General features: G+C 58.5%; 13 protein-coding genes and 2 pseudogenes. 8 read left to right on the top strand and 7 right to left on the bottom strand.

The genetic code is table 11. From position 1 onward, the window contains the following. Nucleotides 1-57 precede the first annotated feature (57 nt). Complete coding sequence (locus P0D84_RS27655) at nt 58-1,050, bottom strand: LysR substrate-binding domain-containing protein (RefSeq protein WP_408341831.1); 993 nt, start codon at nt 1,048-1,050, stop codon at nt 58-60. Between the two features lie 153 nt (nt 1,051-1,203). On the opposite strand from P0D84_RS27655, the gene P0D84_RS27650 reads away from it, so the two are divergent. The 5 genes from P0D84_RS27650 to P0D84_RS27630 all read left to right on the top strand — a co-directional run bounded on the left by P0D84_RS27650 (nt 1,204) and on the right by P0D84_RS27630 (nt 5,708). Continuing rightward, nucleotides 1,204-2,049, top strand: coding sequence for an aldolase/citrate lyase family protein (locus tag P0D84_RS27650; protein WP_408341829.1), 846 nt, complete (start codon nt 1,204-1,206; stop codon nt 2,047-2,049). A 52-nt stretch (nt 2,050-2,101) separates the two neighbouring features. Continuing rightward, nucleotides 2,102-2,254: a hypothetical protein gene (locus P0D84_RS27645; RefSeq protein WP_408341827.1), complete on the top strand. Its 153-nt coding sequence runs from the start codon at nt 2,102-2,104 to the stop codon at nt 2,252-2,254. 308 nt (nt 2,255-2,562) lie between these two features. Beyond that, nucleotides 2,563-3,933: an MFS transporter gene (locus P0D84_RS27640; protein ID WP_408341825.1), complete on the top strand. Its 1,371-nt coding sequence runs from the start codon at nt 2,563-2,565 to the stop codon at nt 3,931-3,933. A 151-nt stretch (nt 3,934-4,084) separates the two neighbouring features. Continuing rightward, entirely contained in the window at nt 4,085-5,248 is a 1,164-nt protein-coding gene (locus tag P0D84_RS27635; RefSeq protein WP_408341823.1) for a porin, read from the top strand. A 160-nt stretch (nt 5,249-5,408) separates the two neighbouring features. After that, nucleotides 5,409-5,708, top strand: coding sequence for a hypothetical protein (locus P0D84_RS27630; protein ID WP_408346365.1), 300 nt, complete (start codon nt 5,409-5,411; stop codon nt 5,706-5,708). 55 nt (nt 5,709-5,763) lie between these two features. Here P0D84_RS27630 and P0D84_RS27625 read toward each other — a convergent pair whose 3' ends face one another. The 3 genes from P0D84_RS27625 to P0D84_RS27615 form a co-directional block, all read right to left on the bottom strand. Then, nucleotides 5,764-6,036: a DUF4148 domain-containing protein gene (locus P0D84_RS27625; protein ID WP_408341821.1), complete on the bottom strand. Its 273-nt coding sequence runs from the start codon at nt 6,034-6,036 to the stop codon at nt 5,764-5,766. Nucleotides 6,037-6,581: 545 nt separating this feature from the next. Beyond that, nucleotides 6,582-8,018, bottom strand: coding sequence for an ATP-binding protein (locus P0D84_RS27620; protein WP_494478246.1), 1,437 nt, complete (start codon nt 8,016-8,018; stop codon nt 6,582-6,584). A 240-nt stretch (nt 8,019-8,258) separates the two neighbouring features. Next, nucleotides 8,259-8,525 carry a hypothetical protein gene (locus P0D84_RS27615; RefSeq protein WP_408341817.1) on the bottom strand — a complete coding sequence of 89 codons (267 nt, stop codon included), beginning with the start codon at nt 8,523-8,525 and terminating at the stop codon, nt 8,259-8,261. A 227-nt stretch (nt 8,526-8,752) separates the two neighbouring features. On the opposite strand from P0D84_RS27615, the gene P0D84_RS27610 reads away from it, so the two are divergent. Both P0D84_RS27610 and P0D84_RS27605 read left to right on the top strand, forming a co-directional pair. Beyond that, the gene (locus tag P0D84_RS27610) at nt 8,753-9,793 is read left to right on the top strand and encodes a LysR family transcriptional regulator (protein ID WP_408341815.1); all 1,041 of its coding nucleotides are present in this window, start codon (nt 8,753-8,755) and stop codon (nt 9,791-9,793) included. A gap of 232 nt (nt 9,794-10,025) precedes the next feature. Continuing rightward, a complete protein-coding gene (locus P0D84_RS27605; protein WP_408341813.1) occupies nt 10,026-12,200 on the top strand; it encodes an FUSC family protein in 2,175 nt (724 codons plus the stop codon). Nucleotides 12,201-12,248: 48 nt separating this feature from the next. Here P0D84_RS27605 and P0D84_RS27600 read toward each other — a convergent pair. The 3 genes and pseudogenes from P0D84_RS27600 to P0D84_RS27590 all read right to left on the bottom strand — a co-directional run. Continuing rightward, nucleotides 12,249-12,500 (bottom strand): annotated as a pseudogene (locus tag P0D84_RS27600) (acetolactate synthase AlsS); the annotation flags it as partial. A gap of 46 nt (nt 12,501-12,546) precedes the next feature. Further along, entirely contained in the window at nt 12,547-12,828 is a 282-nt protein-coding gene (locus tag P0D84_RS27595) for a hypothetical protein (protein ID WP_408341811.1), read from the bottom strand. A 75-nt stretch (nt 12,829-12,903) separates the two neighbouring features. After that, nucleotides 12,904-13,203, bottom strand: coding sequence for an acetolactate decarboxylase (locus P0D84_RS27590; RefSeq protein WP_408341810.1), 300 nt, complete (start codon nt 13,201-13,203; stop codon nt 12,904-12,906). Nucleotides 13,204-13,650: 447 nt separating this feature from the next. Between P0D84_RS27590 and P0D84_RS27585 the strand changes: the two are divergent. Next, nucleotides 13,651-13,851, top strand: a pseudogene (locus P0D84_RS27585) (transposase); the annotation flags it as partial. Nucleotides 13,852-13,899 lie beyond the last annotated feature (48 nt).

Below are 13,899 nucleotides of genomic sequence, written 5' to 3'. Positions count from 1 at the left end.
CCTCTGCACTAGAGGAAATACGAAATCGCGAAAGGTCCTATAGGTAAAACCTTTGGTTCAGTCAAAACCTTGCGCACCCGGCGAGCCACCCGTGTCGGCCAGCGTCGCCGCATCGGGCGGCGGCCGCAAGGTAATTCCAGTCCACAGGCCCTGCGCATGCAGTTCGCCGATCAGTTCCACAATCGACTTTCGCACCGCAAGCGCGGCTGCACTAATCGGAAGCGCATGCGACCAGCAGACGCTTGCCGGCCTCGACATCACGGGGTCGACAATCCGGCGCATCGCAGGCCGCGTCAACAGTTCGTGCCGCGCCAGCGCGGAGGCCGGCAAAATCGTGCAGGCCTCGCCCGTGCCGGCAATCGCGATGAGCGTAGGCAGTGAATCGATGTCCGCAACCAGATTCAACTCGACGTCTTCGCGCTGAAAAGTGCGCTCGATAATGAGCCGCAGCCCATTGCTGGTACTCGGCGCCACTAGCGGCACGTTCGACAGCAGGTGCAGCGGACACACGGTTTGATCCTCGGGCAGCGAAAGCCCCGCGTCGCCGAGCACGTAAAGCTCCTCATCGAAGACGGGAATCACCGACATGCCGCGCGTTTCAGAGTCGCGAAACAACAGCGCGAGATCGAGTCGTCCGTTCGGCAGCATTTCACTGATGTATCCGCTCATGCCTTCGAAAAGCTGCAGGCGGATGCCGGGAAAGCGCTGGCGGATCCGCTCGAACAGCGGCAGCGCGAGGATGGACGCCACCGTGGTAGGTAACCCCACCGCGACCGCGCCCGCCTCGCTGCCGCTGTCCTCACGGACGTCCTCGCGGATCTGGCCAATCTGCCGCAATACAAGTCTCGCGTGCCGGTACAGGGTGCTGCCCGCCGTCGTCGGCTTGACGCCCTGAGCGCTTCGCAGCAGCAGCTTCGTCTTCAGCTCGGCCTCGAGCCCGGCTATCTGCTGACTAAGTGACGGCTGTGCCACATAAAGCTTTTGCGAGGCTTTCGACAAGCTGCCGGCATCGACGATAGCGATGAAGTATTTGAGTTGCCTGACGTCCATAGGCTACGCAGTTCCTGCTGGAAGGTTCGGGGGAAAATCGGCGTGCCGATAGGTTGATCCTATACCACTTAGACCTGACCTGTATTTCCGCAGGGCTTCGTCGATCTCTTACATTGGGTGCATCAAAACCATCCTCACGAGGAGCCCTGGATCATGTCCACTGCCACAAACAGTCAGCTTGCGATCCGTACACGGAGCTGGATGTTCACTCCGGCGACACGTCCCGATCGCTTCGCGAATGCCGCTAAAAGCCATGTGGATGTCCTCATCGTAGATCTTGAAGACGCCGTGCAGCCGGACGAAAAAGCGGCAGCACGTGGCAACGTTCGAACCTTGCTCGATACAGCCGACAATGCGGCGCAGCTACCCTTGGCTGTTCGTATCAATTCGCCGCTGACCCGCTTCGGTATCGACGACCTCGTCATGCTGCTCGATGCGAAGCACGCGCCACAGTTCGTTTTATTGCCGAAGATCGAATCGCCCGAGCAGGTCTTGCAGATCGACACACTATTGACGGCCGCCGGCAAAACCACCTGGCTTGTGCCGATGATCGAATCGGCGCGCGGCCTTTCGGTCATCGCGTCGATTGCACTATCCTGCTCCCGCGTCGCCGCACTGATGTTTGGCGCGGCCGACTATGCGTCAGACGTCAAGGCACAACCCGAGGCGCTTGCGCTCCAGCTTGCACGCTGCGGCATCGCCGCGGCCTGTGCGCAGGCGGGCGTGTTCGCGATCGATGCGCCTTGTTTCGCGCTTCACGACGCTGACCGGTTACAGGCCGATCTGACGTTTGCTGCGGCCAACGGGTTCGAGGCCAAGGCCGCGATTCATCCGTCGCACATCGAGTCGATCAACATAATGTTCACCCCTTCGGCCGAACGCATCACGTGGGCGAAGCGCGTCGTTGAAGCCGCCGAACGGGGGGCCGGCACCGTCGATGGCCGCATGGTGGACGAGGCGATCGCCCGCGAAGCGCGCCGCGTGCTAGCCGTCGCCTGATAGGCATTGACCGCACCCCGGGCCGGTCCCAATCCTGAATGAGGAATGCGTTATGGCCAGAACCATCGCCAATCATTTGGCACTAACCCTCGCCGCCGCCGGCGGTGTCGAATATCTGGAGCGATCGACGATCGCACCTTTCGCCTCATCTCGCCCCTCCCCAGATATCCCTCGTATGGCGCCGTTGCCCGTCCAGATATTCTGAGGTTCAACGACAAAAAGCGCGCGACCGCGCGATCGTTCGACCGCCGGTCCCATCAGGACTTTCCCCTACGCCGCTCCGTCGCACGCTCGGCGAAACAGCGTCAACGCGAATATAGGATTTTCCTATACAGGGCATCTGCAACTCGTATTTCGTGCGCTCTTCGCTTCACCGCTAACTTGTCTTCACGGCTTACGGCCGGATAACGATAACGACGTTGCAAAGGCGAATCGCAACCATGAGGCCAGAACGTCAGACGGTAATCCTGAAGCTTTATGACGCATAGCCCTTGGCAAACTTGGAGACGGCTTATGAACCCGCGAACAATTGATGTCCAGCAGTTTCTGGACGACCACCGCTTTTCCGCCTTTCAGTGGGCAATTTTAGTTCTGTGCTTCTTCGTCGTCGCCGTCGACGGCCTGGATACAGCCGCAATGGGCTTCATTGCACCGTCGCTCGTATCTGAATGGAGCGTGACGAAAGCTGCGCTCGCACCGGTCATGAGCGCAGCGCTGTTTGGTCTGGCGATTGGCGCTTTGACCGCTGGTCCACTTGCCGATAAGTATGGCCGCAAGAAGGTAATCGTCGCATCGGCGCTGATTTTCGGGTTGGCCAGTCTTTCCAGCGCGGCCTGCTGGTCACTGTGGTCGCTGACCGGCTTTCGCTTTTTGACGGGTCTTGGACTCGGTGCGGCGATGCCGAACACGGTCACCTTAATGAGTGAGTACGCGCCTCGCGGAAGACGCGCACTGCTGTCGACGTTGATGTTCTGCGGCTTCACTTTGGGCTCCGCTTCGTCCGGTTTCGTCGCTTCCCACATTATTCCGGCATACGGATGGCGGAGCCTGCTCGTGGTCGGAGGTGTACTGCCAATCATCCTCGTCGTGTTTCTCGCCATCATCCTTCCTGAATCCGTTCGCTTCCTGGTTTGCAAGGGGGCGCCCGCTGACCGCGTAGCGAAGATACTTCGTCGTATTTGCGCGAAGACCGACTTCACGAACATCGCGTTCACCGTACCGGAGGACATCGGCGCCCAGTCCGAGTCGTCAATCAAGGCACTCTTCCGTCACGACAACACGACAGGCACGCTCTTGCTATGGATAACGTACTTCATGGGCCTGGTGGTCGTCTACCTGCTGACGGGGTGGTTGCCGACTCTCATGAAGGAAGCGGGCGTGCCGATGGCGCAGGCTGCAGTTGTAACTGGGATGTTCATGTTCGGTAGCACTTTCGGAACGGTTCTCATGGGCTGGCTGATGGACCGCATCAATAACCACCTTGTCATGGGCGTCTCGTACGCGGCGGCCGCTCTTTGCGTAGTGGCAATCGGTATCCATCCAGGCGAAGTGGCGTTGCTCCGCGTCCTCGTGTTCGCCGCGGGCTTCGCGATGGGCGCCCAGACGTCAATGGTCATTCTGGCTGCCCAGTTTTACCAGACACAGTACCGTGCGACCGGTGTGAGCTGGATGCTCGGCATCGGTCGGTTTGGCGGGATTCTGGGTGCATCGATGGGTGGTGTGTTGATGACGCTGGGCTGGGACTTCCGCACCATCTTCTTCGGATTGGCGGTTCCCGCAGTGTTGGCTGCGGTTGCCATAGGCTTGAAGGGTATTTACTACGCCCACCGGCCGACCGCTTTGCCGGTTGGACCCGCAACAGTAGCTGAACTTGAGATGCACTGAGGCAAGCGTGCCTGTCTCAAGAACGCGGCGAGCCAGTTGTCGTTTAAGAGACCGGGGCTACACCGAGTAATTGAACCTGCCAACTCTCCAGGCGTACCCAGCGGCGCTTGTGGACTTGCGCCGTACCGCCAACATAAAAAGAAGGAAACAAATGAAAAAGACCATCTTCGCAACGGCAGTCCTTGGGAGCTTCACGCTGACCGCCCATGCACAAGGTAGTGTGACGCTTTACGGATTGATCGACACCGGTATCAGCTACGTAAGCAATGCACGCTCCGGCACGGGCCATGAGAGCCTCATCAAGTACGACGATGGCGTCGCATCGGGCAGCCGTTGGGGCCTGCGCGGCAACGAAGATCTCGGCGGCGGCCTGAAAGCCCTTTTTGTTCTCGAAAACGGTTTTAACAGCGGTAACGGTACGCTCGGCCAAGGCGGCGCCCTGTTCGGGCGACAGGCATATGTCGGTCTTTCGAAAGACACCATCGGCGCACTGACTTTCGGACGGCAGTATTCGTTCTCGTCCGAATACCTCGGCGGCAGTTACTCGACCGGCAGCCAGACTGTCGCAGGCAATTACGCCTACCACATCAACGACGTGGACCAGCTGGTGTCGAGCCGCATTAACAACGCAGTGAAGTTCAGCAGCGTGAATTTCTCGGGCTTCACGTTCGGCGCGATGTACGGGTTCTCGAATCAGGCCGGCGCATTCGCCGGCGCACCGGCCGCGGGTACGGCCGCGGCACCGGTCGCAGGATCGTCGCGTGCATACAGCTTCGGCGTGAATTATGCCAACGGCCCGTTCGGCATCGGCGCGGCTTACACGGATATCCGTTACCCGAGCCAGGCGGTCCCCGCGTTCTCAACGACCATCGCAAACGTGTCGGCAGGCAATGTGCGCGATCTGCGCACATTCGGCATCGGCAGCCGTTACGCGATCGGCGCGGCTGCATTTTGGGCTCTCTATACGAATACGCGTTTGGAAACGCTAACGGGTGCGGCAACGACATTCACTGCGTACGAAGCGGGCGCGAGGTACACGTTCACGCCGGCGCTGACAGCAGGCGTCGGCTATACATACATGCACCTGGGCAACGCGAACACGGGGCACTGGAACCAGGCCGACCTGAGTGTCGACTATGCGCTGAGCAAGCGCACTGACGCGTACGCTCTGGGCATCTACCAGATCGCCGCGGGCCGTGACGGGACGCAGGATGTGCAGGCGCAGATTGGCTCCAGCACGAGCTTCTTCGGGCCTTCAGGTCCGGGGGCGAATAGTCAGCTGGCGTTCCGGGTCGGCGTGCGTCACCGGTTCTGATCAGGAAGCGGTGAAGAGCGCCTCATCATTGCGAGCCTGGTCTTTGCCGCGACACTCGCTTGCGCAGGTCAACCTCGGTGCTCTAACGGGCCGCTGTAATACCGCGTGGAGCGGTCATCCGTGGCCTAAACGTTGAAGTGATGTCATCAATGAGAGCGAGATGGAACGGATGCGTGGGCCAGATGGTTTTACCGAGTCAATGTTCACGGTGTTGGAGCTGCACGACTTTGTGCCGAAGGCTGCAAATGTAGCCCCGAGAGGCATTATCGTCGGCGCGGACAAGAACTACGACACCGCCGGCTTCGTGGCCAGTTGTCGAGCGGATCGCGTCACGCCGCATGTAGCGCAAAACGTCGTATGCGCACACTTGCCGGTTGAGCGGCACGAATCGATGGATAACACCGATATGGTCAAATGGCGAGCGGCTCGAATGCCCGCAAAGGTGTTGTCCCCAGCTTAAAAGTGAGAACTCAGCGCCCGTCGTAATGCATCCGGATGAATCAACGACGCATATTTCAACGGCCTGCTAAGGCTGCCAGTGAGGAATCGCTCCGCGTGACGGCCAGCCGTTGTGCATGCTCGGCAGCGACCTTTGCCTCTGCCGCCTGGATGTTGGCCGGGTAGTCTGCCTCATCGCCGGCGGAGGGAGTGTAACCGGCCTTTTCAAGCTGCATGAGTTCCGCTTGCACCTGCGCGCGGGTCAGCGGGGCCGATGGCGGCACGGCGAAGGCGGCAATAGGGGCAGCGAGCCCACAGGCCGCAAACGTAATACATAGAAGCGTTTTCATGATGTATATCTCCATGGATACTCGGGAATTTCCCGGCGCCGCGCTGCGCGCCGGGACTGATGGAGATTTAATCGGCCGCCCGTTACTTCATCATTTCATACAGGCTATCGATTGATTCCAATTGAAACGTTCGTGTATGCCTTCATTTCACTTGAAACGCGTCATCCGCTTGCCGCGCGGCACTACCGACCAGCAGCCAATCGTGTGCTTTGCCAAATAGGTCGCTGCACTGGTTCCCGCGGCCAGCCAAGCCTCCTGTGGGCGATGGTGAGTGAGCGCGTCATGGCCGACGACTGGTTGATTTCAGTCGACAGCCACTCGTGTTCGGCGCCGCAGCGATTGGTTGGCAAGTACGGACGGCGGTATCGTTAGGGGCCGTGACGGATGCAGCTTGCAAGAACGTCGCCGATATAGCTGCCTGCGCATCGGCCACGCACACACGTCCAGGGAGAGTGTCCGATCGCAAATCGATTGCGGCGAACCGTTCCTTGCCCGGTCTCTGCCCCACGCGACTGGCGTACAAGGCGCCTTCAGACACGGCAACGTTACCGATACACGGAAACCGTAAATTGAAATGTCATTCCCGAGCCGGTATTGTGGAACGCCCACATGTGCCCTCCGTGAGCCTCGATGATCGAACGGCAGATGCAGAGTCCCATACCCATACCATCGGGCTTTGTCGTATAAAACGCGCTGAAAAGCTGCTCCAGACCGTCAGGCTCCGTGCCGATGCCGACATCCTGTACGGCCACAAGCACCTGGTCGGATTCGCGCTGTTCGGTTCGGATGGTTAGCACACGCGCGCGATTGGTGACTGTCGCCATGGCCTGGACACCGTTGATGGCAAGGTTGGTGATCACTTGCTGCAGCTGGATCCGGTCGCCACGCACCAGGGGCAATTCCGGCGCAAGCTGCACTTGCACAGTCACTCGATGGCTGAGCGCCTCCTGCTTTACGAGAGCGACTGCCTCTCCGATGACCTCGTTGATGTCGAGTGGGATCACCTTCGGATCTGCCCTCCTGGCAAGATCGCGAACGCTCCGGATGACTTCGCTCGCACGATTGGCTTCTTTGGCAATGTGATTCACGCAGGCGCGCGCCTCCTCTACGTCCGGAACGTCGCGGGTCAGCCAGCGCAAGCTGGCTGCGGCGCTGGTGGCGATGGCAGCCAAAGGCTGATTCACTTCATGCGCAATCGAAGCACTCATTTGCCCGAGGGCTGTTACACGCTCGACGTGGGCGAGTTCTGCCTGTGCCATGTGCAATGCCTCTTGCGATTTTCGTGTTGCCGTGACGTCCATCAGTGCACCAACGATTTCCTCCCCGCCTGACTTGTATTTCACGCGCTGGGCTCGGACGTGCAGGTGTTTGATCGCGCCATCCGGCATCAGGAGACGGTGTTCGTAGTCGTAGTCTTGTCCGCCTTGCGCCGCACGATCTATTTCGTGCTGTACAAGTTCCTGGTCATCCGGGTGAACACGTTGGAGGACGAAGTCGATCGTAGGGTTGACCGTTTCGTCCGCTCCAAATATCCGATACGTTTCTTTCGACCAGACAATGTCGCCGCTGGCTACCTTCCAGCCAAAACTCCCCGTCTGACTTAGCTGTTGAGCTTGAGCCAGATAGGCCTCACTCCGCCGCAACGCGCCTTCAGCGCCTCTTCGCGCGACGCTCAGCCACACCACAAACAGAGCTGTCACCGCAAGCAGGATAATGCGCAGGAAGTCCGTAGGCGCAACCTCGAATACATAATAAGTGTAACCCGCAACACACAGTGCGGTAGCGAGCAATCCCGGGCCGAGGCCACCGAACCAGGCACTAAACATGATCGCGCAAAGAGACAGCGACACGAACGGACCAACTTGCATGTGAGTTGCTAGTAGCAGCGCGGCGATGAGCGCCGCAGCAACCGACAGAACTGCAACTGCATAGTTAGAAAAAGCGAACCGCGCAGACGACCGTAGAGGACTAGACCGCAACATATTTCTTGCCTCCGCAAATCAGCATTGCGTCGCGCAATCATGCTGCCTAAGCCATTCGGATCGACATCCGAAAGGCGCGACGTCTCTTCGGGGAAATTCGCACTCCAGAGGCCGTCGAGCGCGGCGCGGACTAGCCTGCTCGCCTCATTCGCCGTCAGGCCGTCGTCGACGACGGCCTCGAACAAGCGCAACACCATCCGCAGGAAGTCGCGGCCGCCAAGACCAGCATCAGTGTGCGTATCACCCCACCACCGCATTATCCTCCCTCCGGCGCTTCGGCAAGTACTGGGCGAGGTTGCAAGCAGCACGAACCTCGGTCTGATCAGTACGTGCCAGTTGACGGTACAGGAGCGGTCGACGATTTTGTGCCGGCATTTCAAGCCTGTGATCTTCCTGCTGAATCACGACGTTCCGCCGAGCTTCGAGTCGACGCTCGGCGCGCATTGCAGTTGTAACGTAGCGCCGCCGGCTTGCAATCTGCCAGTAGTCGTAAAGTGCGAAGCTCATTTGCAACACAGACTTTCACGGAGGCCGGCAATGGAATTGCTATCTCTGGCGTGGCTTCGGGTTCCGCATTAAGGCGTTTTGTGTAGTGTCCACAAATCGATTTCGGGTGCATAGGACGCGAAGGCAGCACAGATATGGGTTACCCGAAGCCGCAGTCCCAAGTGAGCGGCACCGAATTGCTGGACGTTTGTCGAAAATTTGAGTTCGCTTACTGATGTTTGAGAGCTATGAATACTTTACAGAATATGCTGGCGTTCGCGCGCGTGGTAGACACTGGCAGTTTCACCGCTGCGGCTGAATCGCTTGATTCGACCACCGGTGTGATGTCCCGTGCGGTATCCGAGCTGGAAGCTCATTTGCGGACCCGCTTGATGAATCGCACGACGCGACGACACTCGCTTACGACCGCGGGCGAACGCTATCTGGCTCGCTGTCGGCGAATTCTCGCGGATGTCGCGCTTGCCGAAGAAGAAGCGAGTGCCGCGCATGAGCGCCCTGCGGGGACCTTGAAGATGCTCAGCTTCGCCAGTGTGGGGCAGCATTACATACTGCCGGCAATTTCAAAATATCGTGAGCAGTATCCAGAAGTGAAGGTAGAGCTGAACTTATCCCAAACGAAGCCTGACCTGTTTGAAAGCAGTAATGACGTCGCGGTTATTAGCGCGTCTTCACTGCCCGACTCCGATCTCGTGTCTCATCAGTTGGGAACGACATTCAATATCCTATGTGCATCACCTGAGTACCTGCGTATTCGCGGATTTCCGTGCAAGCCATCCGATCTTACGCAGCACGATTGTCTGATGCTGCAAACACCTGCGTTTCCGACGCATAAGTGGTTGCTGGTGGGACCCGAGGGAAAGGAGATGGTCGAAGTGAACGGTCCCATACAGGTGAACATCGCCGAATCGCTGGCTGTGGCGATTCGCGCGGGTATGGGCATCGGGATGTTGCCAATCTATGCGGCGGTCGCAGGTCTGCAAGACGGAACCCTTGTTCGTGTATTGCCGAACCACAAACTGCACATAATGAACCTCTATGCGATCTACGCGTCGCGCAGATTCACTGATGCGAAGATCACGACCTGGGTCAAATTTCTGCGTACTCACGTGCCTCAACTTATCGCGCGTGACGAAGCCATAGTGGCTCAGATCGGACAGGAAGACGTGTCGGAATTTGATCTGCCCATGACTCCGGCCGAAGTTGTACAGGCCGATCGCGTACCCGCGCCTGGGCGGGACGCAAGTGCTCTGACTTTGCGGCTAAATTGAGTTGAAGCGTGGTGCTGAACGTCATTGTCTGGCGAGCCGGGGCGAAGCTTGATGCTTTCGCCAGATATTCCATAGTGCACGTTAGTCGGGAAGTCGCCGATCTAAAGTTACGGATTGACCGTCGCCATAGCGTAGGCAATCGACAATTCTGTCGTGCAGGTCCGACGAAAGTACATGTTTACCGGTCGTGAACAGCGACTTCACTTTTGGTTGACGGGATGAGTCTGTGTTTGTGACGAACGATAAAGCAGCAAGAAATACCTCAGATCCGATTTGCCGGTGGTGTGTCTGGACGCGCGTGACGAAGAACGTTGTCAGGGAATGGGCGGCGGGTGACGGTCTTGTCTGGCTGCACGTGTTGAAGACGGTATCCGCCGCGTTACTCGCGTTAGGCATCGCGATGCGAATGGAACTACCCAGCCCGCGTACGGCGATGGTTACAGTGTTCGTCCTTATGCAGCCTATGAGTGGCATGGTTCTGGCGAAGAGCTTTTATCGGGTCGTTGGAACCGCGGCCGGGATGATCGCGGCGTTGGTGCTAGGCGGAGTACTTGCTCAACAGCCTGAGCTTTACATGCTTGGGATGACGTTGTGGATCGGTGCGTGCACGGCGGCCGCGGTCCGCTATCGCCACTTTCGCTGGTATAGCTTCGTGCTCGCGGGGTACACCGCCGCACTGATCGGCATCCCGAACGTGATGGAGCCAAACAACCTGTTCATGGCCGCACTGACCCGCGTCGCTGAGGTGATGGTCGGCATCCTTTGTTCTAGCGCGGTTAGCGCTTTGGTGCTGCCGCTGAAATCGGGTACGGCGCTGCAGCACAGTGTGCGAAGCCTGCATATGCGTTTCTGTGCGTTTGCGGCGAGCGTGCTCGGAGAGCGGGTTGAGCACGCCGCGTTCGAAGCGCACTTCGCGGATCTCGTCGACGAGATTGTGGGATTTGAAGCTGCCCGTGGATTTGCTTCATTCGACGACCCGAACATACGTGTCCGGGGCAGACGCCTTGCGCGACTGAATAGCGAATTCATGGACGTGTGTACGCGACTGCACATGCTTCACCAGTGGCTGAAGCGTTTGCATGCTGCACAGGCGGGGCCGGTGATTGCCGTAGCAACGCCATATTTCCATGAACTTTCGGTCTTGCTCACCGGGCAGCACAACCTGACGGACACAAACGAGGAGCATGTGGCGAATACAGCGCTTCATCTCAGGCAGCTTCAGGCGGGCTTGCCGCGACGCTTTCTTGAGGCGCGGCGCTCGTTCGAGGTAAGTGCGCCGGAACTGTTGCTCGACTTTGATACGACGATGGAACTGCTGCATCGCTTCGTCAACGGCTTTCTTCACTATACGCATACGTATGCGTCGTTGGCTGACCAAAACCACGTTCTTGAGCGATCAGTAACGAAATACACTGTCAGGACTAGCCCCTACGTCGTTGGATTCACGTTTTTGCGTACAGTCGTGACCGTCGCAGCGACGGCAGCGTTCTGGATCGCAACCGACTGGCCGAGTGGGGGCCTTGCCGTAATCGGGGCGGCGATAACCTGCGCTCTCTGTTCGACCTCGGCTAACCCGTCGAAATTCGCTTCTCAAATTACGGGGGGCACGGTACTTTCGGTCGTTGTGGGATATCTGGTTACATGTTACGCGTATCCGAATATCGACGGTTTCCCGTTGCTATGCGCCGTATTGGCGCCCGTGATGGCGTGCGGCGTGATGCTCGCGACGCGGCCGGACACGACCGGATACGGGGTTGGCTTTTGCATCTTCTTTGGCCTGCTTGCGGGGCCGGACAACCCGACTGTCTATGGCCCCGATGTTCTCATCAATAATGGCATTGCATTGATTGCTGCAATGGTGGTGTCTTGCGTCGCGTGCGCAGTGATCTTTCCGCCGCAGATGCCCTGGCGGATTGAGAAAATGAAGCGCGATTTACGGCGCCAAATGGTGCTCGCCGGCCAGGGAGCACTCGCGGGACTCAATCAGCAGTTCCATTCGAGCACGCATGACCTGATGTTTCAGCTCAGAGCGTTGCTAACCAAACAATCCCCGCAGCATCGCGAGGCTTTGCGTTGGATGCTCGTCACCCTCGAAGTGGGGCAATTGGTGATCGATCTCCGCAACGACGCGATTAACACGGGCTATGCAGAGCGATTGCGGCCGGGTTGGCACAAGTCGATCGGTGCAGTCAGGAAGAACCTGGCTGACCTCTTTGAACAGCCAGACACCGGCGCGCTCGAGCGAGCGCTGTTGTCCGTCGACGTGGCAATCCAGATGGCACAGTCCGTATGCGATTCGCTGCACGACTGCCTGGAAAAACGCGATTGCGTGCAGCGAATTCTTGGTCATCTGCATTTTATCCGGACGTCGCTGCTCGATCGGGACGCACCTCTCTATGCCAGTTGAGTCTGGTCGATCGATTGTCCAGTGTCCGCGACCCCGCGCTTTCTGCAGGAGTTCGTCGCCGGGCCGGTTGTTCCACAGACCCACCCGCCCCGCGCAACGATTCAGCTGTGCGGCGTCCAACGCGCCTGCCGCTTGATAGGTGCCGCCAACAGTCAGATTCGTCTGTTTTGCGAGATTGCGAATCGCCTCGACGTTTTCGGGATGACTCGCCAGCAGGCCAAGCAGTACTACGGGATTGCGGGCGTTCCGAATCACCTTGGCGGCTTCCTTGATGAATTCCTGCGCAGCGGCGCCCTTCACTGGCAGGTCTGCTTTGCCAAGCACATCGCCCTTTGGGGTGCGTTGATCAGGTCCATTGGCAGGCTAACGAACGAAGCGCCTGGGCGCCCTCGCTCGGCTGCCCGAACGCGTTTGCCGCGACCTCGGAATTCGACGACGACGCCACCACTTCGGCACGGTACTTGGGGATCGGTTTATAGAGGCTCACCGTATCCATTGTCTGGGGGACCTGCTTCAGACGGTCTTCCAATTTGACAGCGCCACCGGTCGCGACCAGAGGGGCTCCAAGATTGCGAACCACCAGATCTGCACCGCACTTCCACTGCAATTCAACGTTGCTGTCACTCATGACGACAACTGTTCTGAAACAAAACATTTATAGAGAAAACTGATAGGGCTGTTACCGTGTGCTGCGTTCTTACCATCAGCCCTCCGCCTCTCGAATAGCATGCTCAAGTTCGTCCGAGTGCAGCGTCGCGTTCGCGAAATCTTCGGTCTGCGGGAGGTCAATGCGGAGGTTTGAAACCTTGGCGACCTCGATCTTCCCGTCGAGCAATGTATAGGCGAGTACATGGCCGCCACCGCAGCGGTCCTCCGTGATGAAATGCACGTGAAAGCCGGCGACATTCACACCCTGCAGATACTCAGGGCAGCGAAAACCAATCAGAGTGCCGCTCACATCTTCGAAGACGAACTTCGGTTGACGCTCGATTGCCTTGAGCATCGGCGAATCAGACAGTTTCACGCTGAGGGGGTGACCTATCGGCCGATCGGTGGCAATGCACGTAACGCCAGTATCGCGCTCGCTTACCGGGCGGCGGAGCGTTCAAAGGTGATGCTGAACTTCGCGACCATTGCAAAGCAGGTGAGCCAGGAGGAAGCGACAACGGCGAGGAAATGAGCGTCAAGCTTCCGCTGGCCAAGCGCCGCTGACGAAACGCGTCACGACTTTTTCACTGAGAGCGCAGAGATGCTGCCGCCGCGCGCGGCTTGCAAACGTCGAACGAGCCAAAAATAACCCGGAGATTCGGCGCCTTCTGACTTTCGCCCGCCAGGGACCGGTCGCCTCTTTTAAACGCCCGCTTGTTTTAGGGAAGGTCTGCAAAAGTCCTGGCGTTGACGTGTGTGTGGACTATCCTGGAAGAAGGATGGTTAATCAGGGGGAGTGTTGATGACGCAACTGGGACTTGGTCTGGATCTGTCGACGAAACGCACGCGCAAGCGCGAATTTCTCGAAGAAATGAGGCGCGTGGTGCCGTGGTCGAAGCTGATTGCACTGATCGAGCCGCACTACCCGAAGGGTAAGACGGGACGCCCGCCCTTTCCGATTGCCACGATGCTGCAGATCCATTTCATGCAGCAGTTATATGGATGCCTCCTGTTTGCCAAGAGCCGGCAATGATGCTGTCAAACAGAATCA

It is taken from the genome of Paraburkholderia sp. RL17-337-BIB-A, from assembly GCF_046025895.1.
GTDB classification, from domain to species: Bacteria; Pseudomonadota; Gammaproteobacteria; order Burkholderiales; family Burkholderiaceae; genus Paraburkholderia; species Paraburkholderia fungorum_C.
The sequence above is the reverse complement of the archived record's forward strand: the minus strand, read 5'-3'. Positions and strand labels throughout refer to the sequence as shown.